The sequence below is a fragment of the Leisingera sp. NJS201 genome (assembly GCF_004535885.1).
Taxonomy (GTDB): Bacteria; Pseudomonadota; Alphaproteobacteria; order Rhodobacterales; family Rhodobacteraceae; genus Leisingera.
In genome coordinates, this window is the sequence record NZ_CP038236.1 from 45232 (window position 1) to 71922 (window position 26691).

Sequence of the window (26691 nt, forward strand, 5' to 3'; positions counted from 1 at the left end):
CCCGTGTGCAGACCCTTGCGAGACGATGCTTTTGTCCGCAGCAAAGAAGGCGAGCGGGAACCGGCCTGCGTATTCGGGAGTGTATGCCGCCTGCTGCCAGTTGATCAGACCGTCGCGGCTTTTGGGAGTGGGGTGCAGCCAGTGGCCGTAGGAAAGCGCCTGCTCTGCCGCCAGAAAGCTGTCCGGGTCGGGCGTGCCGGCCTTGCGGCGCAGGATCTTTTCGATTTCAGCGTTGCTGTTCAAGACGCCGCGCAGGAACTCTGGCAGCTTGCCGGGATCGCGGGCGTCCAGATGTGCACAGCATTCCTGCGCTATCAGTGTCATCACCAGCACCGGCGAGGCCGCTTGCCAGGCGGAGATGCCTGCAAAGCGGATCTGCGCCGCCCCGAAATGATGCAGCCTGGGACGCGATCTGAGGTGCCGCCTGGGCGCTGAGGCCGGGCTGGAGTGCTTTCCGGAAGCTCATCGCAGGCCGCTCCGCAGAGGCGGGACAAGAGTAGAGGCAGGTCGCATGGTCCAGGGTTTTTCCCGTAGCCGTGCCTCGGCGGGCTGACGCCTGACGGGGGCCGGGCATTCAGGTCAACCGGGTCTGTTTCGACATGAACTGGCGGGATGGCTGACTGCTGAGCGGCCCCGGCAAAAGGCAGGGCACCTGTTGTGACGTTGAATTCACACCGCTCTCATTAGTCAGATTCCGGTGGACGGGGAAGCGGGTATTTTCCAAAAATACAAAGGGCTTACGGTACCCGGCAGAAGATCCCGCATGACGGAAATCCGAAATGGGGGCGCCAAGGCAGGCGCCCCCGCGGTTGCTTAGAATTTAAGGGTGGCAACAACCGAGATATTGCGGCCCGGTTCCTTGATCGAAGTGATCGACGCGGCGGTGTATTCGGTGCCATAGGTGGCCCGGTCGGCGTATTGCGTGTCGAATACGTTGTCGATGGCCGCCCGGATGGTGACGTTGCCAAGCGACGGCGGGCTGTATTCAGCAAAGAGGTTCAGAACCTGATAGCTTTCCTGCTTTTGGGTGTAGGTTTCATAGACGCCATTGTCGTTTGACAGGGCAGCCTCGACGCTGCCGCCGACCAGCAGGTTCATGGTTGGAATTTCCTGCTGCACCTCAAACGCCAGCACCTTGCCGATCGGGGTGCCCGAATCGACGACAAAGAAGCTCTCGGCCGGCTGATCGTTGAATTCGATGTCGCTGCTGTTCATGGTGAAGCGGGCAAAGCCGCTGTCCCAGCCATAGGTGGCGGCCAGATTGAAGCCTTTGCTTTCAAAGTCGTTGCCGATGACAGCACCGGTCCGGGTAACACCGCGGAGATTGCCGATGCTGGTCTTGAACAGCTCGCCGCCCAGGGTCCAATTGCCGCGCTGCCAGTCGGCGCCGACGATGATGTTTTTCGCGCGGGAGGACTGCAGGGCAGAATAATCCCAGGCCTGGTAGAACAGGAAGTTGTCCTCGAGGTCGTAGCCGCCGAAGACGTTGGAGTAACCGGCCCGCAGCGACAATGCATCGGTCAGGTCATAGACCAGCGACAGGTTTCCGCTTGCGCCTGACGTTGAGCCGGTGAAGGCGGTGCCGGTCTGGGCAAAGTCCTGGCCGGTGAAGTCCTGCCAGTCATAGCGCAGGCCGGCAGAGACGCTGAGGCGATCGGTGGGTTCAAGCCGGGCCTGAGCAAAGACGCCCAGGTTCTTGCTTTCCTCGCCGGTCAGCCCGTTGACCCAGGTCGCGTTCACCGTGCTTTCGCGGACCTGATAATCCACGCCGGCGGTGATGGTGTTGCTGTCCGACAGGTGGAAATCGTTTTTCAGCGTCAGCGCGTAGGTGCTGGAACTGGTGGATGTTGAATCGCCGAACGGGTCCGACGGGCGGTCAACGTTGATTTCAGAAAAACCAAAGGTCGCAGACGGGTCCCAGAGGCCGGTTTCATTACCGCTTTCATAGCGCAGCGAGGCAATCCGGCGTTTGGTGAAATAGGGGGCGAAGCCGCGGGTGCTGGAACCGAAATTGGGCTGGAAGTTGCGGATTTCGTTATCCTGCGCCTCTTGCAGCGATAGCTCAATCCGGTCGCCCTGATCACCCTCATAGGCGAATTTCAACAGGCCCGCAGTCAGGTTTGCAGCAGAACCTGTCACCTCGTTGCCGTCACCGTCCTCGTAATTGTCGCCGGTGGCGCGTTTGGCGTAGCCGAGGATTTCAAAACCGCCGCTGCGGCCTGCCAGCGTCAGCGAACCCTGGGCGGTGCTGCCGTTGCTGGAATAGGACAGGCGGGACCGGCCGCCGGAGGTTTCGCCGTCTTCGATAATGTCTTCGGCGTCGATGGTTTCCATAACTACCCGGCCCGCCAGCGCGCGGGGACCTGCGTCAGCAGGGGCAACGCCGGGATCGACGCGCACCGATTTCATCAGGCCGGGATCGAATGCATTGGCGCTGACGTGGTGGAAGGTGCGGTTGTTCTGACTGACACCGTCCACCTGCACCGCAAGGTTCAGCATGTCGACGCCGTTGACAAAGATTTTCTGCGCAATCGGAATGCCGCCGCCGACCGAGACCGAGGCGATGCCCGCAAACAGGTCCTTGAGATCGCCCATCGCAGCGCGTTCAATCTCGGCGTCGGCCACATAGATTGATGTTGCGCGATCAGCGGCGTTGCCTGCGGGATCGCGCTGTTTGACGATGATCGGGTCCAGCGACAGCACTTCGTCTTCCTCGGCAAAGGCGGCTGGGGCGGAGATGAGAGCCAGAGCGGTGCTGCACAGCAGCCCTGACAGGCGGATGTTGGAAGTTCGTGCCATGATAAACCCGTGTTCTAAGAGCTGTTAGCTTGGGTTAAATCCTGGCTGGCCTTGCAAAGGCTTGGGCCTGATAGGGACCAATTCCTGCGGCTGCAAGCCCCTGTCCGGGCGATTTTCCGTTAATATGCTGATGTTGCATTTTTGCGCAGCCTGGAGCCTGCGGCAGGCACAACAGCAGCGCGGCTGGACTTTTTCACCGCAGGCCGGTAAGCCGCTCTCGATTTTGAGCAAGCCAATCCCGCCAGCCAAATTCCATCTTAACAGGATAGAAAATGGCCCATCGGAAGATCTTGCAGCTGGCTGCATCCATTGCGGTTGCCCTGGCCGGCGCGGCGCAGGCGCAAAGCATTGCCATCGACACCGCGCGCGGAGCGGTCGAACTGGCTGAAATTCCACAGAAAATCGTCGTGCTGGATGCCGCAGCCGCGGACACATTGGAGGCCCTGCAGGTACCAATCGCCGGTGTCCCGTCCAAACTGTATGTCAGCTACTTGCAGGATCTGCAGGACAAGGCCGTGCCAGTAGGCACCCTGTTTGAACCGGATTTTGAAGCCATTGCAATGCTGGCGCCTGATTTGATCGTAGCGGGCGGGCGGTCCTCGGCGCAGGTTGCGGCGCTGGCCGGGATCGCCCCGGCCATCGACATGACGATATGGGGCGAAGACCACGTTGCCCAATCGCTGGCGCGGCTGCGCAGCTATGGCCGCCTGACCGGGCAGGAGGCGCGGGCGGCGGATCTGGAAGCGGCCTTCACCGCCAAACTGGAGCACACCCGCGCTGCCGTTGCCGGCCGCGGCACGGCGATGATCCTGATGACCAACGGCCCCAAAGTATCCGTCTACGGCGCAGGGTCGCGGTTCGGCTGGCTGCATACCGCGCTGAAACTGCCGGAGGCGGTCGAAAGCGTCGCAGCACAGACCCACGGCGAGGCGGTTTCGTTTGAGTTCATCGCCGCGGCCAACCCGGACTGGCTGATTGTCATCGACCGTGCCGCAGCGATTGGCCAGGGCAATCAGGCGGCGGCGGTCACCTTGGACAATGCGCTGGTGGCGGGCACCACGGCCTGGCGCCGGCAGCAGGTGGTCTATCTGAATGCGGCCAATGTCTATATTGCAGGCGGCGGCATCCAGTCGATGACGGCGGCGCTGGACGAAATTCTGGCCGGGTTTGCGGCGGGTGGCTGATCCTGCTGCTCTGAACAGTCGCGTCGCGGAGGGCCGGAATACTCTGGTTCTGATGGGCATGCTGTTGGGCATGCTCGCTGCGGCCAGCCTGTTTGTGGGCGTCAACCGGCTGAGCCCGGCAGCGTTGCTGAGCGATCCGCAGGCGTTGCAGCTGCTGGCGGTCAGCCGCATTCCCCGCACCGTTGCGGTGCTGCTGACCGGTGCGTCGATGGCGGTGGCGGGTGTCATCATGCAACTGCTGGTGCGCAATAAATTCGTCGAGCCCGGCACCACTGGCACCAATGAAGCCGCCATGCTGGGACTGCTGGCGGTGACGCTGCTGACGCCCTCGATGCCCTTGTTCGGCAAAATGCTGGCAGCCTCGGCTTCCGCACTGGCGGGCACTGCCCTGTTCATCCTGCTGGCCCGCCGCATCCCGCCGGAGCGGCCATTGCTGATCCCGCTGGCCGGGCTGGTTTACGGCGGGGTGCTGACGGCCTGCGCAACCTTCATCGCATTTCAAACCGACCTGCTGCAATATCTTGGCGTCTGGATGAGCGGCGAGTTTTCCGGCGTTCTGGCAGGGCGGTATGAGCTGCTGTGGCTGGCGGGCGGGCTGGCGATGCTGTCCTATCTTGCTGCCGATCAGTTCACCATCGCGGGGCTGGGCCGGAATGTCAGCCTGAACCTTGGGCTGCGCTACGGGCAGGTGCTGGGTTTCGGCATTGTTACCGTTTCGCTGGTGTCGGCGCTGGTGATTGTGACCGTCGGGATGCTGCCCTTCATCGGGCTGGTGGTGCCCAATCTGGTTTCTCGGATCATGGGTGACAACCTGCGCGCCAGCCTGCCGGTGGTTGCCGGCACCGGGGCCGGGCTGCTGCTGCTGTGCGATATCCTGGGGCGGCTGCTGCGTTACCCGTATGAGATCCCCGCCGGCACCGTTTTCGGCATCTTCGGCGCTGCGGTGTTTCTGTATATGCTTCTGGGGCGGCGGGCGCATGGCTGACCGGCGGATCCTGGGCCTTGGCTGCTTGCTGGCGGCGGCGGCGGCGCTGTTTCTGTTCTGGGGCTTGCGCGGGCCGGTGGCCTATATCCTGGAGCTGCGGCTGGTCAAACTGGCGGGCCTGCTGTCGGTCGGAGCCGCGGTCGGGGTGGCAACGGTGCTGTTGCAGACGATCAGCCACAACCGCATTCTGACGCCCGCCTTCATGGGGTTCGATGCGTTGTTCCTGCTGCTGCAGACCGGGCTGGTTGCAGGTTTGGGGATTGCCGGCAGCAGCCAGATCCCGGCCCTTGCCGGATTCCTGCTGGATGCCGCGGTCATGATGGGCGCGGCGCTGCTGTTGTTCACCAGCGTGCTGCGCCGAACACGCCATGACATCCAGCTGATGGTGCTGACCGGCGTGGTTCTGGGGCTGATGTTCCGGACAATCACCGCCTTTGTTCAGCGGCTGATGGATCCGTCCGAATTTTCAATCGTGCAGGCCAGGATGTTCGCGCAGTTCGGCAGTTTCGACCACGAGGCGCTGGGGGTGGCCCTGGGGCTGATGATGCTGGCCTTTGTGTGGATTTGGCGCAATCACGCGGTTCTGGATGTGGCCGCCCTGGGCCGGGACACGGCACGCAGCCTGGGCGTGGGTCATGACCGTCTGCAGTTGAAAGTGCTGTGCATCATTGCCTTGCTTGTTTCGGTGTCGACGGCGCTGGCGGGGCCGATTGCCTTTTTGGGGCTGCTGGTGACCAGCCTGGCGCACAGCCTGATGCAGAGCCACCGCCATGCGCTGCTGCTGCCGGCCGCGGCGCTGATTTCCGCGCTTGTTCTGGTGGCTGGCCAGACCGTGTTTGAACGCATCCTGATGCTGCAATCCACCCTGGCCGTTGTCATCGAATTTTGCGGTGGCCTGTTGTTTATGTTCCTGCTGGCAAAGGGGAAAATCCGGTGATCACAATAAAGGGCCTCAGCTATGGCCACGGCGCAAAGCCCATAATTGACGGGATTGATGCAGAAATCCCCGCAGGCCGGGTCACCGCCCTGATCGGCCCCAATGGTGCAGGCAAATCGACCCTGTTGAACCTGATCGCGCAGCAGCTGGCCCCCAGCCGCGGCTGCATCAGCCTGGACGGTACGGACACGGCCCGGATCGCCCCGGGCCAGCTGGCCCGCAAGATGGCGGTTGTTGCCCAGAACCTGACCGTAGCCAGCCGGATCCGGGTCAAAGACCTGATCGGCTTTGGCCGCTGGCCGCACAGCCAGGGGCGGCTGACGGCAGCGGACCAGGCCGCCATCGGGGATGCGATTGAGCTGTTCGGCCTTGCCACCTTGCAGCAGCGGTTCCTGGATGAGCTGTCAGGCGGCCAGCGCCAGCGCGCCTTTATTGCCATGGCCTATGCCCAGGACACCGACTGGCTGCTGCTGGACGAGCCATTGAACAATCTGGACCTGCACCACGCCCGCAACCTGATGTCGCAGCTGCGCCGCCTGGCCGAACAGCGCGGCAAGGGCATTGTGATCGTCGTGCATGACCTCAATTATGCCATCAGCTGGTCCGATCACGTGGTGGCGCTGAAAGACGGGCGGATCGCTTTTCAAGGCCCGGTGGATGAGGCCGCCAGTGCCGCCAGCCTGACGGCACTGTATCAGACGCCGGTGGCCCTGACCCGGATCGGCGGCCTGCCGTTTGCGCAATACCACCGCTAGCGGCGGATGCAGGCAATGCGGCGGGCCGGTTGGACGGGTTCAGCCGGGATTGACCGGCATCAGCGCGGCATTGCGGCCTGCCGTCAGACCTTCAATGGAATTAACGATTGCCTGCCGGTCGATCCGGAAATGGCGGGCGAGATCGCCGATTGTTCCAGTCTGGCCAAAATGTTCCACCCCATGCGGGATCGTCCTGTGCCCGGCAACGGCGCCAAGCCAGGCGAGGGTTGCGGGATGGCCGTCGATCACGGTGACCAAGGTGCAATGCGCAGGCAGATCCCGCAGCAGCTGTTCGATATGCGCCAAAGCGATCGGATTGCCGCGGGCGCGCTCCCGCTGGGCGGCGGTCCAGCCTGCATTCAAACGGTCCGCCGAGGTGACAGCCAGCACGCCGATATCCCGCCGCACGCCACCGATCATGCCGGCGGCGGCAATCGCCTCGTCTGCGACCGCGCCCTGATAGGCGATCACAACTGAACAATTGGGGCCGGGCTTGCGCAGCCAGTAGGCACCGTCGATGGCGCCTTGGCGGAAATCCTCATCGGCGCGTTTGCCCGGCTGCTCCAGCGGTTTTGTGCTGAGCCGCAGATAGACCGATCCGCCGGTCTCATCCCTGAGCCAAGTGCGCTCATCCGGGTCGCCGTTGCCATCCCTCTGCAAATAGCCAAAGGCCCATTCCATGATTACCGCCAGTTCATCGGCAAAGGCAGGTTCAAAGGCCGCCAGCCCGTCCTGGCTCATCCCGATCAGCGGGGTGCTGATGGATTGATGCGCGCCGCCCTCGGGCGCCAGTGTCACACCGGAAGGGGTGCCTGCAATCATGAACCGCGCGTCCTGGTAACAGGCATAGTTCAGCGCATCGAGACCGCGGCAGACAAAGGGATCATAGACCGTGCCGACCGGGATCACCCGCTTGCCCCACAGGCTGTGCGCCAGCCCCGCTGCCCCCAGCAGCAGGAACAGGTTCATCTCGGCAATGCCCAGCTCCAGATGCTGGCCCTCGGGGGCAAAGTTCCACTTGGCGGTGGAGGGAATGCGGTGTTCGATGAACGCATCCGCCTGCGCCTCGCGGGCAAACAGTTTGCGCCGGTTCACCCATGGCCCCAGCCCGGTGGTGCCGGTCACATCCGGCGAGGTGGTCAGGATCCGTGCCGCCAGTTCGCTGTCACCGCGCGCCAGCGCATCCATGATTTTGCCAAAGGCCATCTGGGTCGAGATTTCACGGGATGTATCCAACGCCACGGATGGCACCGCCAGCGGCGCCTCGGCATACCGGCGCGGGCCCTGGGCAAAAAACGGCACCTGGCCCAGGAAGGCCTGCAGCGCCGGCACATCCGCAACGGTGGCAAAAGGATCCCATTCCTGGCCTTTGGGCACCCCCATATGTGATTGCCAATCCGCCATCTGGGCCTTGGTCATCAGCCCGCCGTGGTTATCCTTGTGGCCGGCAATCGGCGTGCCCCAGCCCTTGACCGTATAGGCCAGGAAGCAGACCGGGCGGTCGTGGCCGATGGCAGCAAACGCATCCGCCATGGTCTCCACACAGTTGCCGCCGAGATTTTCCATCAGCGCCGCCAGCTCCGCATCATTGCGGTGGTCTATCAGCGCTGTGACCGCGCCCTGATCGCCCAAGTCATCCAGCAGCCGCTGGCGCCAGACCGCACCGCCCATGTAGGTCAGCGCCGAATATTCCTGGTTCGGGCAGGCATCGATCCAGGCGCGCAAGGCTTCCCCGCCCGGCTCTTCAAATGCCGCACGCTGCAGCGCCCCGTATTTCACCCGCACCACATCCCAGCCAAAGGCATCAAAGATCTTCTCGATGCGCTCAAACAGCCCTTCGCGCACAATCCCATCCAGCGACTGGCGGTTGTAGTCGATGATCCACCAGGTGTTGCGCAGGCCGTTCTTCCAGCCCTCTTGCAGTACCTCGTAGATGTTGCCCTCATCCAGTTCGGCATCACCGACCAGGGCCACCATGCGCCCCAGTCTGGTTCCCGTCCCCCAGTCCTTGGCGGCGATGAAATCCTGCACCAGGGACGCCAGCGCGGTGATGCCGACACCCAGCCCGACCGAGCCGGTGGAGAAATCCACATCGTCAATGTCCTTGGTGCGGCTGGGATAGCTTTGCACCCCGCCAAAGCCGCGGAAATTCTCCATCTTTTCGCGGGTTTGGTTGCCCATCAGGTATTGCATCGCGTGGAAGACGGGCGAGGCATGCGGTTTCACCGCCACCCGGTCCTCGGGCCGCAGCGCCGAGAAGTACAGCGCCGTCATGATCGACACCATCGAGGCAGAGGAGGCCTGATGCCCGCCCACCTTGATCCCGTCCGGATTGGGGCGGATGTGGTTGGCGTTGTGGATCATCCAGTGCGACAGCCACAACAGCCGCTGCTCAACGGTCTTCAGATGGGTCAGGTCCGGGCGCATGGCTGTCTCCTTATTCGGCGGCGTGCTGCACCGGGGCGGGCAGGGCCTGCTCCAGATCCGCCAGAATGTCCTCGACCTCCTCCAGGCCGACGGACAGGCGGATCAGCCCGTCGCTGATGCCATGTTCGGCGCGCTCTTCCGGCGTATAGGTCGAATGGGTCATCGAGGCGGGGTGCTGGATCAGGGTCTCGGCATCACCCAGAGACACCGCGCGCTGGATCATCTGCAGACCGTTCATCAGCGCGATGCCGCCGGCCAGCCCGCCCTCGACCTCGAACGCGATCATCGCGCCGGGCTGGTCCATCTGGCGTTCCGCCACGTCATGCTGCGGGAAGCTTTTGAGGCCTGGGAAGTGCATTGTGCGGACCGCAGGATGGGCGGCGAGGAAGTCTGCCACCACCCTGGCCGAGGCGCAGTGGCGGTCCATCCGCAGGTTCAGCGTCTTCAGACCGCGCAGGATCAGCATGGCATTGAACGGCGCCATCACCGCTCCGGTCATGTCTTTCATGCCGACCAGACGGATTTCGGCGATCTGCTCGGCACGGCCCGCAACCAGCCCGGCCACCACATCGCCATGGCCGCCAAGGTATTTGGTGGCGGAATGCAGCACAATATCGGCGCCCAGTTCAATCGGGCGGGTCAGATACGGGGTGGAATAGGTGTTGTCGACCACCAGCTGGGCGCCAGAGGCATGGGCGATCTCGGCCGCGCCTTCGATATCCACCAGCCGCATGTTGGGGTTGGCCGGCGTCTCAAAGTAGACCACCCGCGTCTTGCCGGAGACCGCTTTGCGCAGGTTGTCCAGGTCGCTCATGTCGACATGGGTGATGGTGACGCCCCATTTCGCCAGCCCGTGGCGCATGAAGGCAAAGGTGCAGCCATAAAGCGTCTTGTCGACGATGACTTCGTCCCCCGGCGACAGCAGCGTCCACAGCACAGCGGTCACCGCCCCCATGCCGCTGGCCAGCGCCAGGCCGGCTTCTGCGCCCTCCAGCGTGGCGATGCGCTGTTCCAGCAGATCGCAGGTCGGGTTTGAGATGCGGCTGTAAATATGGCCCGCGCGCTCCCCCGCAAACATCTCGCCGCCGGCCTCGGCAGTCTCAAACGCAAAGGTCGATGTCAGGTGCAGCGGCGGCGTCAAAGCGCCTTCGTGGTCCTGCGGATCATAGGCGTGGTGGATGGCGCGGGTGGCAAAGCCGTTGGGACCGGTCATGGCTGTCTCCTCAATCTGATTTCGGCCATAATGAACCCAAATGCACAGCATTTGATTGCGAACTATGCCTCATAGGATATAAATATTGGCAGATACTGCCAATCCGGGATCCGCATGGACAACAAAGACAGACAAATCATCCGCGCCCTGCAGCAGGACGGGCGGATGACCAACCAGGAGCTTGCCGACGCGGTCAGCCTGTCCCCGTCGCCGTGCCTGCGGCGGGTCCGGAACCTTGAAGCCAAGGGGATTATCCGCGGTTACAGCGCCGATGCGGATGCCGCCGCCTGCGGGCTGGCGATCACCGTCTTTGTCCGCATCCGCCTGGAACGGCATAACGAAACCGACGTCCAGAATTTCGAACGGCGGATGCAGATGATCGAGGAGGTGCTGGAGTGCCACGTGCTGACTGGCGCAATGGACTACCAATTGCGGGTACTGGTGCCTGATCTGGAAGCCTATGAAAATTTCATCCGCCACCGCATTCACCCGATCGGCGGCATTGCATCGATCGACACCAGTTTTGTCTACGGCACCGTAAAACGCACCGCTGTCTTTCCCCTGTCTGAATGAACCCGGGCCTTTTACTCCCGCCGCCAAGCGCAAAGCAACGGGCCCTGGCCCTAGGGGCAACCGCTAAAACGCAAGCTGCGGCAAGCTGTGCGGGTTCAGCTTCAAAAGGGCTGCTATCAGCCCCAGGCCTTTGCTGAAACGGGTCTCATCCTGAACCGCGCCCAGCGAAATCCGCACTGCGCCCGGTGAGCGTGTATCCGGGGGCAGAAAAGGCGCGTCAGGCGTAACGGCTATGTGCATCTGGCGCGCATATTGCGAAAAATCGACGGAGCTCCACCCGTCAGGCAGCGGCAACCACAGATGCAGTGCTGCAGGGTGCCCTGTCCAGGGTATTCCATTTAATACCCCGCAAACCGTGCGGTAGCGGCTTTTCAATGCTTTCCTTTGCCAGTCTGCAATCTCCAGCGCTGTGCCGTCCGATACCCAGCAGCCGGCCAGTTCCTGCATTAAGGGCGTGCCCGCCCCCCCGAAATTCAGCAGGCGGCCCGTCAGGGAAGGGAGCAAATGGCTTGGCGCAGCCATGTATCCGGCCTGCAGCCCGGTTATCAGGCATGTGCTGAGGGCAGACATATAGACGGAACGTTCCGGCACCAGCGCTGCCACCGGCGGCGGGCGATCCTCTGCTACAGGGCCAAGCGGATCATCTTCAATGATGTAGAGACCATGGTCATCGGCAATCCGGGACAGCTCCCTGCGCCGGTCTTCGGGCATCATAACCGGCACCGGGTTTGCCAATGATGGCAGCAAACACAGGACTTTAGCGCCGGACGTCCGGCAGGCTTCCTCCAATGCATCCGGCAAAATGCCAGATGAGTCCGTTTTCAGTCCCGAAAGTTTCAACCCCAAATAGGAACAACCGGAAACGAGCAGATTATGGGTGATGCTGTCTGACAAAACGGTGTCGCCAGGACGGGCCAGTGCGGACAGCGCAACAGACATTCCGTGGCTGCCGCCGTTTGTCACCAGAATCTGTTCCGGAGCGGCAGCAAGACCGCAGGCTGCCAGCCACTTTGCCCCTGCCGCGCGGCGGCCATCATGCCCGGAGCTGAAACCGCAATCCTGCAGGGCCGAGGGGTTCAGTTCTGCCGTAAGCCTCTGCAATGACAGCTGAAACCGCCTGCTGTGCTCTTGGTTGCGGATGGGGCGGGAGGTGGAGAAGTCAAACCCTTCTTCAAGAGCGGTTCTTGGCGGAGCCGCGTTTGGCTCGGGACCGCTGACATAGCTGCCCCGGCCAACCTGTGCGTCAATCAGGTTCTGCTTGCGCAAGCTATCGTAGGCTTTGCTTACGGTGTGAACGCTCAAACCAAGCCGGTCTGCCATTTTGCGGTGCGGCGGCAGCCGGGATCCGGCGGGGAGCTTGTCTGTCAGTATGGCCTGCTCAATCGCAACTGCCAGGCTGGCATGCAAAGGGGAATGAAGCGTTTCGGGATCAGGATACCACATTGCCGTTCCTCAATCCTGGCCGCAGGGTCGAAGCAACGGGGTGCCACAGGCCCGGCTGCCTGGTCACGCCGCTTTTACTTTTGCAGCCTGGCCGGTTCCCGCAATAAGAGCCCTGTGCAAAACCGTGACCGCAGTTTCCGCTGATGTCCGTGGCACCGCAAATTGAACATCGACATTGCGCGGTGTCTGATGCGCAGCGATCACCCCGACACCCGCTTGGTCAAAGGCTGCAAGCCCGCGGCGAAGCACTTGCACCCCGGACAGGTCGCGTCCAATGGCCGAAACGATGGACAACGCCCGTGTGCTGACCTGGGCGGACGGATACGCGCGCTCAAGGTCATTCACCACACGGCGCACTGTCTTCAGCGATGCCTCGACATAGTGGGTGATGGTATTGGCGTTCGAGCTTTTGGAGACGATCCGGACGTTGTGGCGGCGCAGGGCCTCTAATACAGTGGCATCATAGCCTTTGACGCCGACCATATCCTGCTCGAACAGTTCCAGCGCAACCACATCAAGGCTGGTCACGATTTCAACGGCTGCGGTTTTGGAAGGCTGGCCGTCGATGAGGGTGCCGGGATCGGAAGGCTCAAAGGCATTGGTGATGCGCAGAGCCACTTTTGACTGGCGCAGGATCTTGGCAGCATTCGGGTGAATGGCCTCCATCCCCATATTCGACAGCTGGTCGGCGACATCGTAATTCGTGTGCCCCAGTTTGCGCACGGCTTTTGTGCCCACCAGCGCCGGATCTGCGGATGACAGGTGGAACTCCTTGTGGATGATCGCCTCTTTCGCCTGGGTGAGTGCCGCGATGGTGGAAAATGTGACTTCGGAATACCCGCGGTCATATTCGCGCATCAGCCCCTCGCGGCACTGCGCGTAGCCGGTGACGACAGGCAGTTCCGATGCCAGGTCAAGAGTGCCAAGGCCGCCGCTGATCCGTTCCTCAAGCGAGCATTCCCTGTCATCGCGCCAGCCGCTGAGGTCAATAAACCGGGCATTCACACCAGCGCGCTGCAGCATCAGCGTTGTCACAAAGGCGGAATGCGCCTCGCCCAGCCCGGACAGCAGCTCGCGCACCAGCATCATCTGGCTCGACAGGCGGAAATGGCCGTAGGAGCACAGGCGCTGCAGGTCGAACAGGCAGCTGCGGGCCCCTTCGATGCGGTCGCGCACGAAATCCTCCGCCAGCGCCCGGTCGGCCGGGTTGTCCAACACGCCGTTGTGGACACCGGCCATCGCTTCCCCCACGCGGCTCAGCGCATCAAGCCAGCCATGATCGTTGTCGTCGTTGGCAAACAGGGCATAGACGCCAGGTTCACCGGATTTCTTATGCTCCAGCAACAGGTTGGTGATTCCGCCAAATGCGGAGACAACAAAAATCCGGTGATAGAGCGCGCCACCGCGACGGTCAGCAATGATCAAAGTGTCGCGCAACTCCCGGATGCGGGACATCGACGTGCCGCCGATTTTCTCGACGGTATGTTCGGGAAAATTCACTGTCTATCCCCCGGCTGGCGCCGGGGCCTCTTCAGGTGGTTTCCAGCGCGTAGGAGCCATCTTCGCGGTGGGTTTCGCTGCCGGTCACCGGCGGGTTAAACACACAGGCCATGACAAGCTCTTCCTCAGCGCGCAGGGTGTGGCGGTCATGTTTGTCCAGCGCGTACATGACGCCGGGCCGGATCAGGTGGGTTTCGCCGGTGGCCAGATCGGTGATCGAGCCTGTGCCTTGCATGCAATAAACGCTCTCGAAGTGGTTCTTGTATTCGAACGTGTGTTCCGAACCGGCCTCAAGAAAGGTGATGTGGAACGAAAACCCCATCCCGTCCTGCTCCAGCAGCATCCGGACCGAAGACCACTTTGCGTCCGATACAACGCGGCTGCGGTCACTTTTGACAATGTCGTTGTAGTCGCGAACTATCATGTCTTACTCCGCTGCAAATTTGCTTGAGTCCGTTACGCCGCGGATCGCGCCGCGCAGGATGTTCAGACCCTTCATCAGGGTATCCTCAGATGTGGTCAGGGGGGCCAGCACCTTGACCACCTGGTCTTTGTTGCCCGAGGTTTCGATAATCAGCCCGTTTTCAAAGGCATGGGCGCAGATGCTGGCGGCCAGTTCGCCTGAGCCGACATCCAGCCCCTGCATCATGCCGCGCCCCTTGAGACAGGCGCCAGGCAGCAATTCGGCCATTTCTTCCAGGGCGGCAGTCAACAACCGGGCTTTGGCGGCAGCATCCTTTTGGAACCGGCCGTCACCCCAGAATTTCCGGATCGCAACCCGGGCCGTGACAAAGGCATGAGTGTTGCCGCGGAAGGTGCCGTTGTGTTCGGCCGGGCCGAATATGTCATGTGCGGGGCGCACCAGCATCAGCGCCATCGGCAGGCCAAATCCCGAGATCGATTTCGCCAGCGTCACAATGTCCGGTGTGATCCCCATGTCCTCAAACGAAAAGAAGCCGCCGGTACGGCCGCAGCCGGCCTGGATGTCGTCGATGATCAGCAGCGCGCCGTGCTCCCTGGCCAGCGCGGCGATGCGCTGCACCCATTCGGGGCGCGCGGCATTCAGGCCGCCTTCGCCCTGCACGGTCTCCAGCAGGATAGCCGCAGGGGCGTCGATGCCGCTGGAGCGGTCGTTCAGCATCGTCTCAAGGTATTCAGCGGTATCAGCGCCGCCCGGAAAGTAGCCGTCATAGGGCATCCGGGTGACGCCGTTCAGCGGGGTGCCGGCGCCGCCGCGGTGATAGCTGTTGCCGGTGGCCGCCAAGGCGCCCAGGGTGACGCCGTGAAAGCCATTGGTGAAGGCGATGACAGTGTTGCGGCCGGTCACCTTGCGGGCCAGTTTCAGCGCTGCCTCAACCGCATTGGCGCCGGTCGGGCCGGTGAACATCACCTTGTGGTCCATGTTGCGCGGCCGCAGGATGTGCCGGTCGAAGGCATCAAGGAAATCCGCCTTGGCGCTGGTGTGGAAATCCAGCCCGTGCGCCAGCCCGTCGGACGAGATGTGGTCGAGCAGCGCCGCCTTCATGTCCGGATCGTTGTGCCCGTAGTTGAGCGACGAGCAGCCGGCAAGAAAGTCGATGTACCGGCGCCCCTTGTCGTCAGTCAGCTCAGAGCCGCTGGCATGGGTGAACACCGCATCGAAGCCGCGGCAATAGCTGCGCGCTTCGGATTCGCGGCGCTTGAAAATGGAAATCTCGGCTGACGTATCAGTCGGCATATTGTGTCCTCTTGGAACTAGACAGGTCAAAACGGGCAAGCGCCACATGGATCAAAGCGCCCTCAAACTGTGCTGCCGGGCGCCTCGGAGAAATCGATCGTGACCATGTGCTCGGTACTCTGGCGGTCACGGAAATGCCCGGCCTGCGTAAAGTGGGGCCGGCTCCTCAGCGGCGCGCTCCGGTTGGCTGCGAAGTTGTGGAACAATGCCCAGGACGCTCTGTTTTCTTGCGTGATTGTCGTTTGCAGCCGTTTGATGTTTTTGCAGGCCTCGCGGAGCAGCAGGCCGTTCAGCATCCGCGAGCCAAGCCCGGTCCCGCGGGCGTGTTCCGACACTGCCACCTGCCAGACAAACAGCGTTTCCGGATCGTCAGGCAGAACGTAGGCAGAAGTCCAGCCAGCTATTTCTTCCTCAATCTCGGCAACCACGCAGGTCTCGCTGAAGTGGTCGCACTGGATCAGATTGCAGTACATGGAGTTTTCGTCGAGCGGCTTGCATGCGCGCACCAGCTCCCAGATCCCGGCTCCATCTTCCGCTGCAGGCTCGCGCAGCGCAGGTGCTGCTTTCCGGAAAAACTCTAACGCATGCCGCATCTGCCCCGGCGCCTCCATTTTAATTTGATTGACTAAGTAACACCCTCCTGCAATGGCTTCAAGACAGTGTCGCTGATTGCGTCAATGTGTCGTTTTTTGCTCAGCATTCGCGAAAAAGCGCCTATCAAGTGGATCACTTATGCTTCATCTTTCAAAGTAAAAAGCCATAAAACCGCACTTCTTGATTATCCCCCCAAGCTCTGCCAGAAACTGAAGATGGACCGTATTGATGCCAGCTTGATAGCCCTGCGCCGGATTCTGCGCGCGACCGACCTGTTCGGACGTGAGCTTGCCCGGTCGGTTGAACTGACTGCACCGCAGTTTCGGGTGCTGCAAATTATTGCCGGCAGCGGGCATTGCACGGCCAAGGCAATCTCGCAGCAGATGCGGATTTCCCAAGCAACCGTGACTTCGCTTGTCGACAAGCTGGTGCGCAAAGAGATGGCTGTACGTGAAAAGTCGCAGACCGACCGGCGTCAAACCGATATATCTGTCACTGCAAAAGGCCGTCAGGCAATTGCCGAAGCGCCTGACCCCCTGCAGCAACGGTTTGTTCGCAAGTTTGAAGCGATGGAAGATTGGGAGCAGGCAGGGTTGATTGCGGCACTGGAACGTGTCGCCGCCATGCTGGACGCGGAGGACATTGATGCAGCACCCGTTTTGGATACCGGGGAAAGCCTGACGACTTCCTGAGCCGGCCTTGCCGCAACTGCTGAAAGAGCGGACAGAATGTGCAAGTTATACTGACAGCCCCGGCGGCGCCGGAGTGCCGAGGCTAAGTGCGTAAATAACACCCGCTCTTTGCTTGCTTGAGGGCTGCAGATGAGGACACAAGCTGCTCCTTCGCGCCAAGATGCGGCAATGTCCGCTACCAGACAGCAGGCTGGACTATGCAAAGTGGCGCTTCCTGTGCATTGCCGGTCCTGTCGCTGCCAGCAGCACCAGAGACTTCGCCCGCTCGACTGTGAACGACGGCCTTCATAGTTTGGAAGGGGTTGCGCACACAGATCCAGCGAACTCACATCTGTGGATGCCCCTATTTATGCAAGTTGTTTTTTGAGCGTTTTGGGAATGTGAACGGATGCGGTCATCTGTCAGGCCTGTTTGTGCGGCGTTTCAGATGCCGCTGGCCGGTATGGAGATACGCGGTTCAATTCCACATCACAGTGGCGGGTTGATTATCCCGGTGTGAGTTCCTGGTTTTATTGAACCCGATCTTTCCGATCATTTGCCCTTACACTCAAAGACCTCCTCACATTCCCGACGTACCGCCTACCGTAACGCTTACGCGGCGGCGATGGCCGGATCCCTGTAATCTTCGTTCCTCACCAAAATGGCCCATAACCGGCGCGCCATTTTATTTGCGAGCGCAATAGCGACGACCATACGTGGTTTCCTTGCGAGCATCCTTTGGAGCCAAGATCCTTCTCGGGCACCCTTGTGAACAGCCACCTTCACGACGGACATGGCACCGATGACCAGGAGCCTGCGGTTATCTCTCTGCCCCATCTTCGAAGTTCGGCCCAACTTTTGCTTTCCACCCGTCGAGTGTTGCTTCGGTACCAGCCCTACCCACGCAGCAAAATCCCGGCCCCGACGAAAGTTTTCCATGGGCGGGGCGAAGGCAGAGACAGCCATGGCAGTGATCGGGCCAATGCCTGGCATGGTCTGGAGACGGCGTGCAGCATCGTCTTTTGTCGCTTCGATGCGCACCTGTTTTTCAAGCCTGCCTATTTGTTCTGTCAGAGTGGCGATCCGGCCAATATAGATCGATCCAATATCCGTCACCATTTGTAGCAGGCCATTCTTAGCATCTTCCAAGATTTCTCTCAGATGTTTGATATTTGTCGTCGCCTTCGGCGCAACTCTGCCAAACTCGGCGAGATGAGCTCGCAAGGCGTTTTGAGCTACTCCCCAATTGTTGGACAGGTTCTGGCGTAATTTAAGCTACTCTCTGCTCCTGCTGATCGGGTTGGGTTTTGTGTTTTCTCGGCCAATAGACCACGGCCGGGGTTTGCCGCCAAGGGCGGAATGTGGGCGTTTTCGGTTGTAGAACTCGATCCACTTTCCGACGCCGACCTTCGCCTCTGATCCGGTCTCCCAAGCATGCAAGTAGACGCATTCGTATTTCAGGCTCCGCCAAAGCCGCTCGACGAAGATGTTATCGAGGAACCGGCCTTTGCCATCCATCGAGATGCGCACACCGGATCGCCACAGCCTGTCCGTCCAGGCGAAGGACGTGAACTGGCTGCCCTGATCTGTATTCATGATCTCGGGCGGGCCGAACTTGTGGATGGCCTCGTTCAGCGCCTCGACACAGAAGTCCGCTTCCAGCGTGTTCGAGATGCGCCAGGCCAGCACCTTGCGCGTGTGCCAGTCAATGATCGCCACCAGATACAGGAACCCCTTGCGCATTGGCAGATAGGTGATGTCTGCCGCCCAGACCTGGTTCGGGCGCCCCACCCGCAGACCACGCAGCAGATAGGGGTAGGTCTTGTGCCCCTTCGCAGCCCTGCCCCCTCTCGCACATGCTTTGCATGTGCTGCCGGGCAGCGGGTGTTGGGCTTCTGGTAGATCGGCATGAGCCCCATCACCCTCATCAGCCGCCTGATCCGCTTTTCGTTCACCAAATGACCTTCATTGCGCAGATGCCAAGTCATCTGCCGCACACCGAAGAACGGCGTTTCCAGGAACTGTTCGTCGATCCGGCGCATCAGCATCAGGTTCAGAGCCGTCTCGCCTTTGGGCTGATAATAGAACGACGACCGCGAGATCGACAGCAGCTTGCACTGCTTGCTAATGGGCAGATTGGCATTGGCAGGCTCGATCATTTTCCTCCTCACTTGCCGATCCACGGTTTGAGCTTTCGTGACAAAAAATCGTTGGCAACGGCCAGCTCCCCAATCTTGGCGTGCAGCTCTTTGACCTGTTCTTCGTCAATCTCCTGGGGCTTCCTGCCGCCGCGCTTGAACACGCCGGACGCGCCCTCCAGAAGAGCCCGCTTCCAGCTGTGGATCATCGTTGGGTGAACGCCAAACTGGCTCGCCAGCTCAGCAACAGTCCGCTCGCCCTTCAGAGCCTCAAGCGCGACTTTCGCTTTGAAATCGGGCGAATGGTTCTTCCGTTTCGACATCTCTGATCTCCTCTTCGTCGAAGATCAGCAGACAGCAAATCGCAGCTTACGTCAGTGTCCGAAATTCAGGGGGTAGCTCAGTTTATCAGCTGCGTGCGTTGCCTCAGGAGCAGGTCACGTGTTCGGAACAATACCGCCCTACTTTGCTGCTCATGTGTTTTCACGGCGACTGTTCGCATCGTCGGACGTGATGCAGCCTCGGCAATCGCTTTTGCATCAGCAGCATCGTTTTTATGCCGTTTGACGAAAGGTTTCACATAGATGGGCGGTATTAACTTTACCTCATGGCCGAGTGCCCCGATCTGACACCCCCAGTCATGCCCGGTCGCGCAGGCCTCCATAGCAACGGTGCAGTTTGGTTGTTGTGCAAAAAATGGCACAACTTGCGCCCGGGACAGTTTATTGCGGAACAAGACATCCCCGCCAGCTGTCGGCCTTGTTGCACAAATCGGGGTCTGACCCCAGTTCCCCTTTCCCCGGACGGATTTATCCCACAGTCACAGTGACGGGTATGCCAAGCGCAGTGTAGCCGTTCAGCACGGCGATGCGGACCTGGAGTTCGGCGACCTGGCGTTCGAAGTCTCGAACCATCAATGACTGACCAAGCAGCTTGATGCAGTTCATCCAATCGTCAGGAAAAGGATCCCCCAGATCCTTTTCTGATCCTCCTCATATCTCGACACGGCTCCGGCGGTGATAACCGCTCCATCGCCGCCAGATAGCGCGGCCGAGGTGCTTTGAGGCTCTCAGAGCTTCGTTGCGTGCCTCGGCGCCCGGCTCGTCAGCTTCCAGGGTTTGGCGTTCTTGCGGGGCGGGATGACGGCCGCTGCGTTTCGCACCGCGATGACCTCATGGCACTTGCGTGTGTCATAGGCTCCATCCACTGCCCGGCAGGCGATTGCGAAGCAATCTGCCGAGAGGGGGCGGTGACGCTGCCGATCTTCTGATCCGGCGGAATCTGGTCCAGTAATTCTGGTAACATGGGCGCGTCACCAATGTTGCTGCCCGTGATCCCGACGGCCCGAACCTCCAACGTTTCCTCGTCGATGCCGATATGTATCTTGCGCCAGATGCGCAGCTTGGGCCACCCGCTGCCCGGCAGCACATGCATGGCATGTGCGAGAGGGGGGCTTGCGGGCGTTCCATTCACCTTCTCCTTCGGCCTTGATGCCGGTGCTGTCCGCTGCCCGGCAGTGCATCACGCAGTGATGTCACGAGAGGGGATCAACAGGTGCAGCGGCCCCTTCGCGCCACGACAGGGGATGCTCACATTCAGCGTGTCTGACGGCGGCACAGGGTACTAAAGTCCGGCACGGTCCAGTCCAGGCCGACCAGCCGCAAAAGGCTTTGTACGACCCCCGTCGTTTGCCGCAACGGCATGCCAAACAGCACCTTCATCGTCAGGCAGGTCTGGATCGCCGCGTCGCTGAAGCTCGGTTGTCGACCGCGCTTGCCGGTCGGTGGCGGCCGCCATGTCATTTCTGAATCGAACCACACCGTCAGCGATCCACGCCGCTTCAACGCTTCATTGTAAGCCGACCAGTTCGTGGTCTTGTACTTCGTAGGGGTCCCACTTCTCATATCATTCAGCTAGCATGCTGGATTCATACAGTGAATCCCTCACCCGATTCGTGCAACAAGGCCCCAACTGTCGCCCCATGCACCTGAAAACTGCGCTTTGCCAAGTCTACTCCGATGATTGCAACCATTTCCATTGTCGCCTCCTCTGTTTCTGGTCTGTTAACACAGCACCAGCATGGCGCATCGCGATGCCGTCGGAAGGGGCATCCACTCCATCACTCTTCGCTCTTCTTGTTGCACATTTTACATAAGACCGATTACAGGTGAAACTATGCAGCGCTCACAACCGTTTCTGCGCCAAATTTGCTAAGGTCCCTGCCAAGCCGGACAACCTGCACCGGGCGTTGAATGCCGAACCGAACCGGCTGGCGGAAGTTCTGTGCTGGCGGGAGAATCGCTATGCCGGCAAACAGCTCACAACTTCCTATGACCGCAAGCGGATCATGCTGGAAGAGAACGAATTGTCACGCGCTGGTTGCAAATATGCGGATACCTATGCCTTTGCGGATGGGCGGTTTGAGGTCCGCTTGAAAGGCCACTCCCTTCCCTACCGGGTCATTGATATGAACCCAGCGCGTCACCCATGCTGCCGTCGTCGGGAACAAGCGGCTGAGTGCGGTTCTGGCGCGTATCAAAGAGATGCATGAGAAAGCGCCGCCAAAGCCCAAGGTGCAGACCAATTCCGAGAAGATGGGGTATAAGCCCAGGCCCTGCAAGAAGGAATTGCCAGAGGCGATGATCGCAAGTGAATGACCGCAATGCGGATAAAGCTGCCGTTGAATTTTGCATGTCCGTATGGGATCGTCCCTTATGAACATTGAGATAAACGACTACGATCTTCTGACCGACGACAAGGATGGTCGAAGTCGTTGTGTTCTGTACACAAATGACCAGATTGATCTGGCCTTTGCCACTGTACTGGAAGCCAAAATTTTCATCTCAAGCGCTGGAAAATCATTCCCATGAGAGGTTTACCAACCGAGGCCGAACGGCCATCTTGATTTACCGCATCTGCATATGAGAGCAGACGGCCAGTTTTGCTTGAACGAGATCATCGCTGTCGGCGACATTATCACAGTTATGTAGGTCTGGGCTCAAACCGCTATCCAGCGGTTTCAGTCTCATGTTCTCACAAGGCTTATCAGCCCTTCGATATTTGCGGTCTACGGGCTGCCAAACATTGTTCCTGTTGCGCTACGCAGTGACGTTTCTGCTTTGCGCAGCCGGCGGCATTTCTGAATGGTGTCCAAATCATTTGCACCCAGGAGCGAAACTCACCGGAGGCACCCAAATGCCCCGGTGAAAGCCACCTGAAGGATTGACAGATGTTTGCTCCGCCAAACCCGTGCTGTTCTACGCCCGGACCTGGCGTCAGATCAGGTCATCAAAGGCAACCGTCTGATCTGCAAAGACTAACAAGCCAATATCCAGCAGTTGGTCGCGGCCTTCATAATAGCCATCAGCCCCGCCGCTGGCCGCATCAGTTACCGTCAGACGGGTAATGTCGGTACCCCGGTTGGAGTCAAAGTAGGTATAGCTTTCAAAGCTGTAGTCCTCGAAGTTCCCATCAAACACCGCGCGGTCCCGGTCTGAGGGGTCCGACGCATTCCAGCTGTGGCCCTGCAGCCGGTCATCGCCAAGGCCGCCATAGAGCCAATCCCGGCCGTCTTCGCCATACAGCGTGTCATTGCCATCGCCGCCAAACAGATAGTCCCGGCCGCTGCCGCCGCCAGTTTGTCGTGGCCCCCTGACCGGACAGCGTATCCGCTCCGTCACCGCCATAAAGGTTGTCGTTGCCCTTTCCGCCTCTCAGCAAGTCATCATTGCCATACCCCAGCAGCCGGTCATCGCCGTCTTTTCCAATCAGCACATCGGCACCATCGGCACCGCGCAATTCGTCGCTGTTATTGGAACCGAACTGAATATCCGCCGCTCGCACGGTGACATCCTTGAACGCGGCAAAGGTATCCTCCGGTTCCAGAACCATCTCAGAGCCGCCCTTGCTGATCTGGATTTCGCCGCCGCTGCGATTGAACTGAAAGCTGTCGATCCGGCCGCCGAAGTAAGCGTAATCGCTGCGCTCACCGCTGCCGAAAACCTCTTCGCCGGTCAGCACCGCGTCATAAACCGCCAGATCACTGATACTGCCATCAAAGTAGCTGTGGATCTTGTCGGTTTTGCCGGCTGCATTGCTCCATCCTGCAGCCCCGGCAATCAGTGCCTCGCTGTTGGTGCTCCAGTCAAAATCCAGCCCGGCTTCATAAGCAATCCGCGCGCCATTCAGGTAGACTTCCACGCCCTCGCTGCCAAAATTCAGGCTGAAGTCATAGTCTGTGCCTGCCTCAATCGCATTTGCCGCAGTGAAATAGTGGGTCTCCTCGCTGTCCTGCAGGCGCACGATCAGCTTGCCGGTTTCATCCAGATAGACTGCCAGATGCCCGCCGCTGCCATATTCAGCGGCATCCTTGGACAACAGGGTTTGGTATCCGGCCAGACTGCTGGCGGTAAAGCGAAAGGCAATAGTGCCGCTGGAAAGCTCCAGCGCCTTATTGTGATCAAAAACATAGGCAGAACGGTCGTCGGCATCGAAACCGTGGCTGCCTGCCATGGCAAAGACCGGGCTTTCCGCTGCCGCAAGGGTCAGATCGCCAGCGTCCGCCAGCGCCGATCCCGGCACCTTGATCTTGCCGGTGTTTTCGGAAACCGCTGTTGGCGCCAGCGCTTCGTTCAGGTCGTCGATGCTCTTGACGATACCGTATGCCGGCGCCGCGGTGTGTTCGATATCCGACAGTTTCACCAGGTCGCCGTAGACGGTGATCTTGCCCAGCAAATCGTCGTTGTGGGCGCCGCCGTTGTTGCCCTGATCCGAGTACAGCGCAATCACCGAGTGATCCATCACCCCGTCGCCGTTCTTGTCGCCATAGGTGATCGAGGCGATCTCGGTGGTGTGGCCCTCGATGACAATCCGGTCGCCCTCGGCGCGGCTGAAATCCTGCACCACATCATGGCCCATGATGTCGACCCAATGGTCGTGCAGCTTGTCGTTCTCCCCCGCAACACCGTGCCAGTTGATGGTGCCGTCGTCGCGGGTGTGCTTCTCGATGTAGCGCTCCTTGGCGTTGATAAGCGTCTGGAAATAAAAGATATCCGCGCCCTTGCCGCCGATCAGAAGATCATCGCCCGGCACCGGCTGATCGGGGTACAACTTGCCGTCCGTCAGCTCATTTTCCGGGTCGCCCTCGTCGCGGTCCGGATCATAGGCGATGGCGCCCTCGCGCCCGTCCGCCCGGCTGATCAGCAGGTCGTTGCCAGCGCCGCCCTTCAGCGTGTCCTCGCCGTGGCCGCCGTCCAGCACATCGTTGCCGCCGCCGCCATACAGCGTGTCATTGCCGTAGTTGCCCTGCAGCACATCGGCGCCGCCCTTGCCGATGATCTTGTCGTCGCCGCGGCCCGCGTCAATGCCATCGGCGCCGCTGGTGCCGCGCACCGTGTTGTCGCCGCCGTTGCGGCTGATCATGTTGAGACTGCGGTCCAGATGGCCGTGATGGGTCACGCCGTAATCCGACAGAATCTCCAGGAAGGTATCGCTGGCGCCGTGCAGCTGGCCAAAGGCCGGGGCCAGATCCTCCATCATCGCGTCCATCTTGGCGCCCGTGGCGGTGCCGGCCGCCTCGGCCAGCGCGATCTGGCTGCTTTCGCCAAGCTGGCCATCAAAAATCCGCACATCGCTGATGGTGCCCTTGAACAGCGAATGCGCGTCATCTTCCTGATCGCTGCGCCAGGCCCGGCTGCCGCCGATCACCAGGGCGTTATCATTGTCTGCCAGCCCCTGTTTGAACGCAGGTTCGGCCGCCACCAGCGCGCCGTCCAGCCAGATCATCAGCCCGTCCGCGCCAAAGCTGACCGAGATCTGGTAGGTTTGCTGCGCCGACAACACCAGATCCGGGACTTTCAGGTATTCGGTCCCGCTGCCGTCCGACTGGGTCGCCACCAAAGTGCCGTCCTTGACCCAAAGCGTGAAGTCGCCCGCCCCGGCGCCGCTGCCGTCCTTGGACACCAGCGCCATCTCGCCGGGCAGCCGCTCCAGCGAAAAGCTCAGCGACACCGTCGCCGCGTCCAGCGCAAGGGCATCAAGGTGACCCGCATTCAGATAATCGCCGTCTTCACCGCTCAGCACGTGCTGGCCTGGCATCGCAACAACCGGCGCGCCGGCACCTGGTATGGCGGCCTGCGCAGCCGTTCCCAGCGCCGACCCGGCACCTTGATCTTGCCGGTGTTTTCGGAAACTGCTGTTGGCGCCAGCGCTTCGTTCAGGTCGTCGATGCTCTTGACGATACCGTATGCCGGCGCCGCGGTGTGTTCGATGTCCGACAGTTTCACCAGGTCGCCGTAGACGGTGATCTTGCCCAGCAAATCATCGTTGTGGGCGCCGCCGTTGTTGCCCTGATCCGAGTACAGAGCAATCACCGAGTGATCCATCACCCCGTCGCCGTTCTTGTCGCCATAGGTGATCGAGGCGATCTCGGTGGTGTGGCCCTCAATGACAATCCGGTCGCCCTCGGCGCGGCTGAAATCCTGCACCACATCATGGCCCATAATGTCGACCCAATGGTCGTGCAGCTTGTCGTTCTCCCCCGCAACACCGTGCCAGTTGATGGTGCCGTCGTCGCGGGTGTGCTTCTCGATGTAGCGCTCCTTGGCGTTGATAAGCGTCTGGAAATAAAAGATATCCGCGCCCTTGCCGCCGATCAGAAGATCATCGCCCGGCACCGGCTGATCGGGGTACAGCTTACCGTCCGTCAGCTCATTTTCCGGGTCGCCCTCGTCGCGGTCCGGGTCATAGGCGATGGCGCCCTCGCGCCCGTCCGCGCGGCTGATCAGCAGGTCGTTGCCAGCGCCGCCCTTCAGCGTGTCCTCGCCGTGGCCGCCGTCCAGCACATCGTTGCCGCCGCCGCCATACAGCGTGTCATTGCCGTAGTTGCCCTGCAGCACATCGGCGCCGCCTTTGCCGATGATCTTGTCGTCGCCGCGGCCCGCGTCGATGCCATCGGCGCCGCTGGTGCCGCGCACCGTGTTGTCGCCGCCGTTGCGGCTGATCATGTTGAGACTGCGGTCCAGATGGCCGTGATGGGTGACGCCGTAATCCGACAGAATCTCCAGGAAGGTATCGCTGGCGCCGTGCAGCTGGCCAAAGGCCGGGGCCAGATCCTCCATCATCGCGTCCATCTTGGCGCCCATGGCGGTGCCGGCCTCCCCGGCCAGTGCGATCTGGCTGCTTTCGCCCAGCTGGCTGTCAAAGATCCGCACATCGCTGATGGTGCCCTTGAACAGCGAATGCGCGTCATCTTCCTGATCGCTGCGCCAGGCCCGGCTGCCGCCGATCACCAGGGCGTTATCATTGTCTGCCAGCCCCTGTTTGAACGAAGGTTCTGCCGCCACCAGCGCGCCGTCCAGCCAGATCATCAGCCCGTCCGCGCCAAAGCTGACCGAGATCTGGTAGGTTTGCTGCGCCGACAACACCAGATCCGGGACTTTCAGGTATTCGGTCCCGCTGCCGTCCGACTGGGTCGCCACCAAAGTGCCGTCCTTGACCCAAAGCGTGAAGTCGCCCGCCCCGGCGCCGCTTCCGTCCTTGGACACCAGCGCCATCTCGCCGGGCAGGCGCTCCAACGAAAAGCTCAGCGACACCGTCGCCGCGTCCAGCGCAAGGGTGTTTGAATGATTGATGCTGAGAATGTCGTCCCGGCTGCCAGTATACTCTTTGGTTTTCAGCTTCGAAAAAACCGGATCCGGAAACGTTGTGTTTGCCACGCTTAGGGTCCTCCTTGCTATGGCTATTGTTGGTTGAAAC

17 protein-coding genes and 6 pseudogenes are annotated in these 26691 nt (G+C 60.9%); 7 read left to right on the forward strand and 16 right to left on the reverse strand.

Annotation, left to right across the window (positions count from 1 at the left end):
- Positions 1-57: 57 nt before the first annotated feature.
- Positions 58-324 (reverse strand): annotated as a pseudogene (locus tag ETW23_RS26415) (IucA/IucC family protein); the annotation flags it as partial.
- 489 nt (positions 325-813) lie between these two features.
- Positions 814-2799: a TonB-dependent siderophore receptor gene (locus tag ETW23_RS22335; RefSeq protein WP_134831482.1), complete on the reverse strand. Its 1986-nt coding sequence runs from the start codon at positions 2797-2799 to the stop codon at positions 814-816.
- A 272-nt stretch (positions 2800-3071) separates the two neighbouring features.
- Here ETW23_RS22335 and ETW23_RS22340 point away from each other — a divergent pair, with 272 nt between their 5' ends.
- The 4 genes from ETW23_RS22340 to ETW23_RS22355 are packed head-to-tail and all read left to right on the forward strand — an operon-like array spanning position 3072 to position 6660.
- Positions 3072-3983 carry a siderophore ABC transporter substrate-binding protein gene (locus tag ETW23_RS22340; protein ID WP_134831483.1) on the forward strand — a complete coding sequence of 304 codons (912 nt, stop codon included), beginning with the start codon at positions 3072-3074 and terminating at the stop codon, positions 3981-3983.
- A 52-nt stretch (positions 3984-4035) separates the two neighbouring features.
- Positions 4036-4968 carry an ABC transporter permease gene (locus ETW23_RS22345; protein ID WP_134831493.1) on the forward strand — a complete coding sequence of 311 codons (933 nt, stop codon included), beginning with the start codon at positions 4036-4038 and terminating at the stop codon, positions 4966-4968.
- Complete coding sequence (locus ETW23_RS22350; protein WP_134831484.1) at positions 4961-5905, forward strand: iron chelate uptake ABC transporter family permease subunit; 945 nt, start codon at positions 4961-4963, stop codon at positions 5903-5905. The genes ETW23_RS22345 and ETW23_RS22350 overlap by 8 nt, the downstream gene beginning before the upstream one ends.
- The gene (locus tag ETW23_RS22355; protein ID WP_134831485.1) at positions 5902-6660 is read left to right on the forward strand and encodes an ABC transporter ATP-binding protein; all 759 of its coding nucleotides are present in this window, start codon (positions 5902-5904) and stop codon (positions 6658-6660) included. Before ETW23_RS22350 ends, ETW23_RS22355 begins: the two co-directional genes overlap by 4 nt.
- 39 nt (positions 6661-6699) lie before the next feature.
- Here the strand turns inward: ETW23_RS22355 and ETW23_RS22360 are convergent, their stop codons facing one another.
- Positions 6700-9087: a transketolase gene (locus ETW23_RS22360; protein WP_129373136.1), complete on the reverse strand. Its 2388-nt coding sequence runs from the start codon at positions 9085-9087 to the stop codon at positions 6700-6702.
- A 10-nt stretch (positions 9088-9097) separates the two neighbouring features.
- Positions 9098-10300 (reverse strand): methionine gamma-lyase, encoded by a 1203-nt coding sequence (locus ETW23_RS22365; RefSeq protein ID WP_129373137.1) that lies wholly within the window; start codon positions 10298-10300, stop codon positions 9098-9100.
- Between the two features lie 114 nt (positions 10301-10414).
- Between ETW23_RS22365 and ETW23_RS22370 the strand changes: the two genes are divergently transcribed.
- Complete coding sequence (locus tag ETW23_RS22370) at positions 10415-10873, forward strand: Lrp/AsnC family transcriptional regulator (protein WP_129373138.1); 459 nt, start codon at positions 10415-10417, stop codon at positions 10871-10873.
- Between the two features lie 63 nt (positions 10874-10936).
- Here the strand turns inward: ETW23_RS22370 and ETW23_RS22375 are convergent, their stop codons facing one another.
- The 5 genes from ETW23_RS22375 to ectA form a co-directional block, all read right to left on the reverse strand.
- Positions 10937-12316: a PLP-dependent aminotransferase family protein gene (locus ETW23_RS22375; protein ID WP_134831486.1), complete on the reverse strand. Its 1380-nt coding sequence runs from the start codon at positions 12314-12316 to the stop codon at positions 10937-10939.
- 63 nt (positions 12317-12379) lie between these two features.
- The gene (locus ETW23_RS22380; RefSeq protein WP_134831487.1) at positions 12380-13816 is read right to left on the reverse strand and encodes an aspartate kinase; all 1437 of its coding nucleotides are present in this window, start codon (positions 13814-13816) and stop codon (positions 12380-12382) included.
- 31 nt (positions 13817-13847) lie between these two features.
- Positions 13848-14240, reverse strand: a complete 393-nt coding sequence (locus ETW23_RS22385) for an ectoine synthase (RefSeq protein WP_129373141.1) — start codon at positions 14238-14240, stop codon at positions 13848-13850.
- A 3-nt stretch (positions 14241-14243) separates the two neighbouring features.
- Positions 14244-15533, reverse strand: coding sequence for a diaminobutyrate--2-oxoglutarate transaminase (gene ectB, locus ETW23_RS22390; protein WP_134831488.1), 1290 nt, complete (start codon positions 15531-15533; stop codon positions 14244-14246).
- A 62-nt stretch (positions 15534-15595) separates the two neighbouring features.
- On the reverse strand, positions 15596-16144 hold the full coding sequence (ectA, locus tag ETW23_RS22395) for a diaminobutyrate acetyltransferase (protein WP_247676902.1): 549 nt from the start codon (positions 16142-16144) through the stop codon (positions 15596-15598).
- Between the two features lie 198 nt (positions 16145-16342).
- Between ectA and ETW23_RS22400 the strand changes: the two genes are divergently transcribed.
- A complete protein-coding gene (locus tag ETW23_RS22400; RefSeq protein ID WP_134831495.1) occupies positions 16343-16819 on the forward strand; it encodes a MarR family winged helix-turn-helix transcriptional regulator in 477 nt (158 codons plus the stop codon).
- A gap of 591 nt (positions 16820-17410) precedes the next feature.
- On the opposite strand, the pseudogene ETW23_RS22405 reads toward ETW23_RS22400, so the two are convergent.
- The 4 pseudogenes from ETW23_RS22405 to ETW23_RS22420 all read right to left on the reverse strand — a co-directional run.
- Positions 17411-18058: pseudogene (locus ETW23_RS22405) on the reverse strand (IS110 family transposase); the annotation flags it as partial.
- 15 nt (positions 18059-18073) lie between these two features.
- Positions 18074-19259: pseudogene (locus tag ETW23_RS22410) on the reverse strand (IS3 family transposase).
- An 80-nt stretch (positions 19260-19339) separates the two neighbouring features.
- Positions 19340-19708 (reverse strand): annotated as a pseudogene (locus ETW23_RS22415) (transposase); the annotation flags it as partial.
- Positions 19709-19745: 37 nt separating this feature from the next.
- Positions 19746-20840, reverse strand: a pseudogene (locus ETW23_RS22420) (IS5 family transposase).
- A 296-nt stretch (positions 20841-21136) separates the two neighbouring features.
- Between ETW23_RS22420 and ETW23_RS22425 the strand changes: the two are divergent.
- Positions 21137-21548 (forward strand): annotated as a pseudogene (locus tag ETW23_RS22425) (ISNCY family transposase); the annotation flags it as partial.
- Positions 21549-22211: 663 nt separating this feature from the next.
- Here ETW23_RS22425 and ETW23_RS22430 read toward each other — a convergent pair.
- From ETW23_RS22430 to ETW23_RS22140, 3 genes are read right to left on the reverse strand one after another with little or no spacing between them, the layout of a single operon-like run.
- Entirely contained in the window at positions 22212-22622 is a 411-nt protein-coding gene (locus tag ETW23_RS22430) for a hypothetical protein (protein WP_134831489.1), read from the reverse strand.
- Positions 22525-25032: a LamG-like jellyroll fold domain-containing protein gene (locus tag ETW23_RS22435; protein WP_134831490.1), complete on the reverse strand. Its 2508-nt coding sequence runs from the start codon at positions 25030-25032 to the stop codon at positions 22525-22527. Before ETW23_RS22435 ends, ETW23_RS22430 begins: the two co-directional genes overlap by 98 nt.
- On the reverse strand, positions 25011-26651 hold the full coding sequence (locus tag ETW23_RS22140) for a LamG-like jellyroll fold domain-containing protein (RefSeq protein WP_167738196.1): 1641 nt from the start codon (positions 26649-26651) through the stop codon (positions 25011-25013). The genes ETW23_RS22435 and ETW23_RS22140 overlap by 22 nt, the downstream gene beginning before the upstream one ends.
- Between the last annotated feature and the right edge of the window lie 40 nt (positions 26652-26691).

Excerpts from the sequence above, each read along its gene's own strand:
- ETW23_RS22370 (WP_129373138.1), top strand. The coding sequence starts at position 10,415 with ATGGACAACAAAGACAGACAAATCATCCGCGCCCTGCAGCAGGACGGG.
- ETW23_RS22365 (WP_129373137.1), bottom strand. The coding sequence starts at position 10,300 with ATGACCGGTCCCAACGGCTTTGCCACCCGCGCCATCCACCACGCCTAT.
- ectA (WP_247676902.1), bottom strand. The coding sequence starts at position 16,144 with ATGGAGGCGCCGGGGCAGATGCGGCATGCGTTAGAGTTTTTCCGGAAA.
- ETW23_RS22400 (WP_134831495.1), top strand. The coding sequence starts at position 16,343 with ATGGACCGTATTGATGCCAGCTTGATAGCCCTGCGCCGGATTCTGCGC.
- ETW23_RS22360 (WP_129373136.1), bottom strand. The coding sequence starts at position 9,087 with ATGCGCCCGGACCTGACCCATCTGAAGACCGTTGAGCAGCGGCTGTTG.
- ETW23_RS22350 (WP_134831484.1), top strand. The coding sequence starts at position 4,961 with ATGGCTGACCGGCGGATCCTGGGCCTTGGCTGCTTGCTGGCGGCGGCG.
- ectB (WP_134831488.1), bottom strand. The coding sequence starts at position 15,533 with ATGCCGACTGATACGTCAGCCGAGATTTCCATTTTCAAGCGCCGCGAA.
- ETW23_RS22340 (WP_134831483.1), top strand. The coding sequence starts at position 3,072 with ATGGCCCATCGGAAGATCTTGCAGCTGGCTGCATCCATTGCGGTTGCC.
- ETW23_RS22385 (WP_129373141.1), bottom strand. The coding sequence starts at position 14,240 with ATGATAGTTCGCGACTACAACGACATTGTCAAAAGTGACCGCAGCCGC.
- ETW23_RS22375 (WP_134831486.1), bottom strand. The coding sequence starts at position 12,316 with ATGTGGTATCCTGATCCCGAAACGCTTCATTCCCCTTTGCATGCCAGC.
- ETW23_RS22335 (WP_134831482.1), bottom strand. The coding sequence starts at position 2,799 with ATGGCACGAACTTCCAACATCCGCCTGTCAGGGCTGCTGTGCAGCACC.
- ETW23_RS22430 (WP_134831489.1), bottom strand. The coding sequence starts at position 22,622 with ATGGCGGTGACGGAGCGGATACGCTGTCCGGTCAGGGGGCCACGACAA.
- ETW23_RS22345 (WP_134831493.1), top strand. The coding sequence starts at position 4,036 with ATGGGCATGCTGTTGGGCATGCTCGCTGCGGCCAGCCTGTTTGTGGGC.
- ETW23_RS22435 (WP_134831490.1), bottom strand. The coding sequence starts at position 25,032 with ATGCCAGGCCAGCACGTGCTGAGCGGTGAAGACGGCGATTATCTGAAT.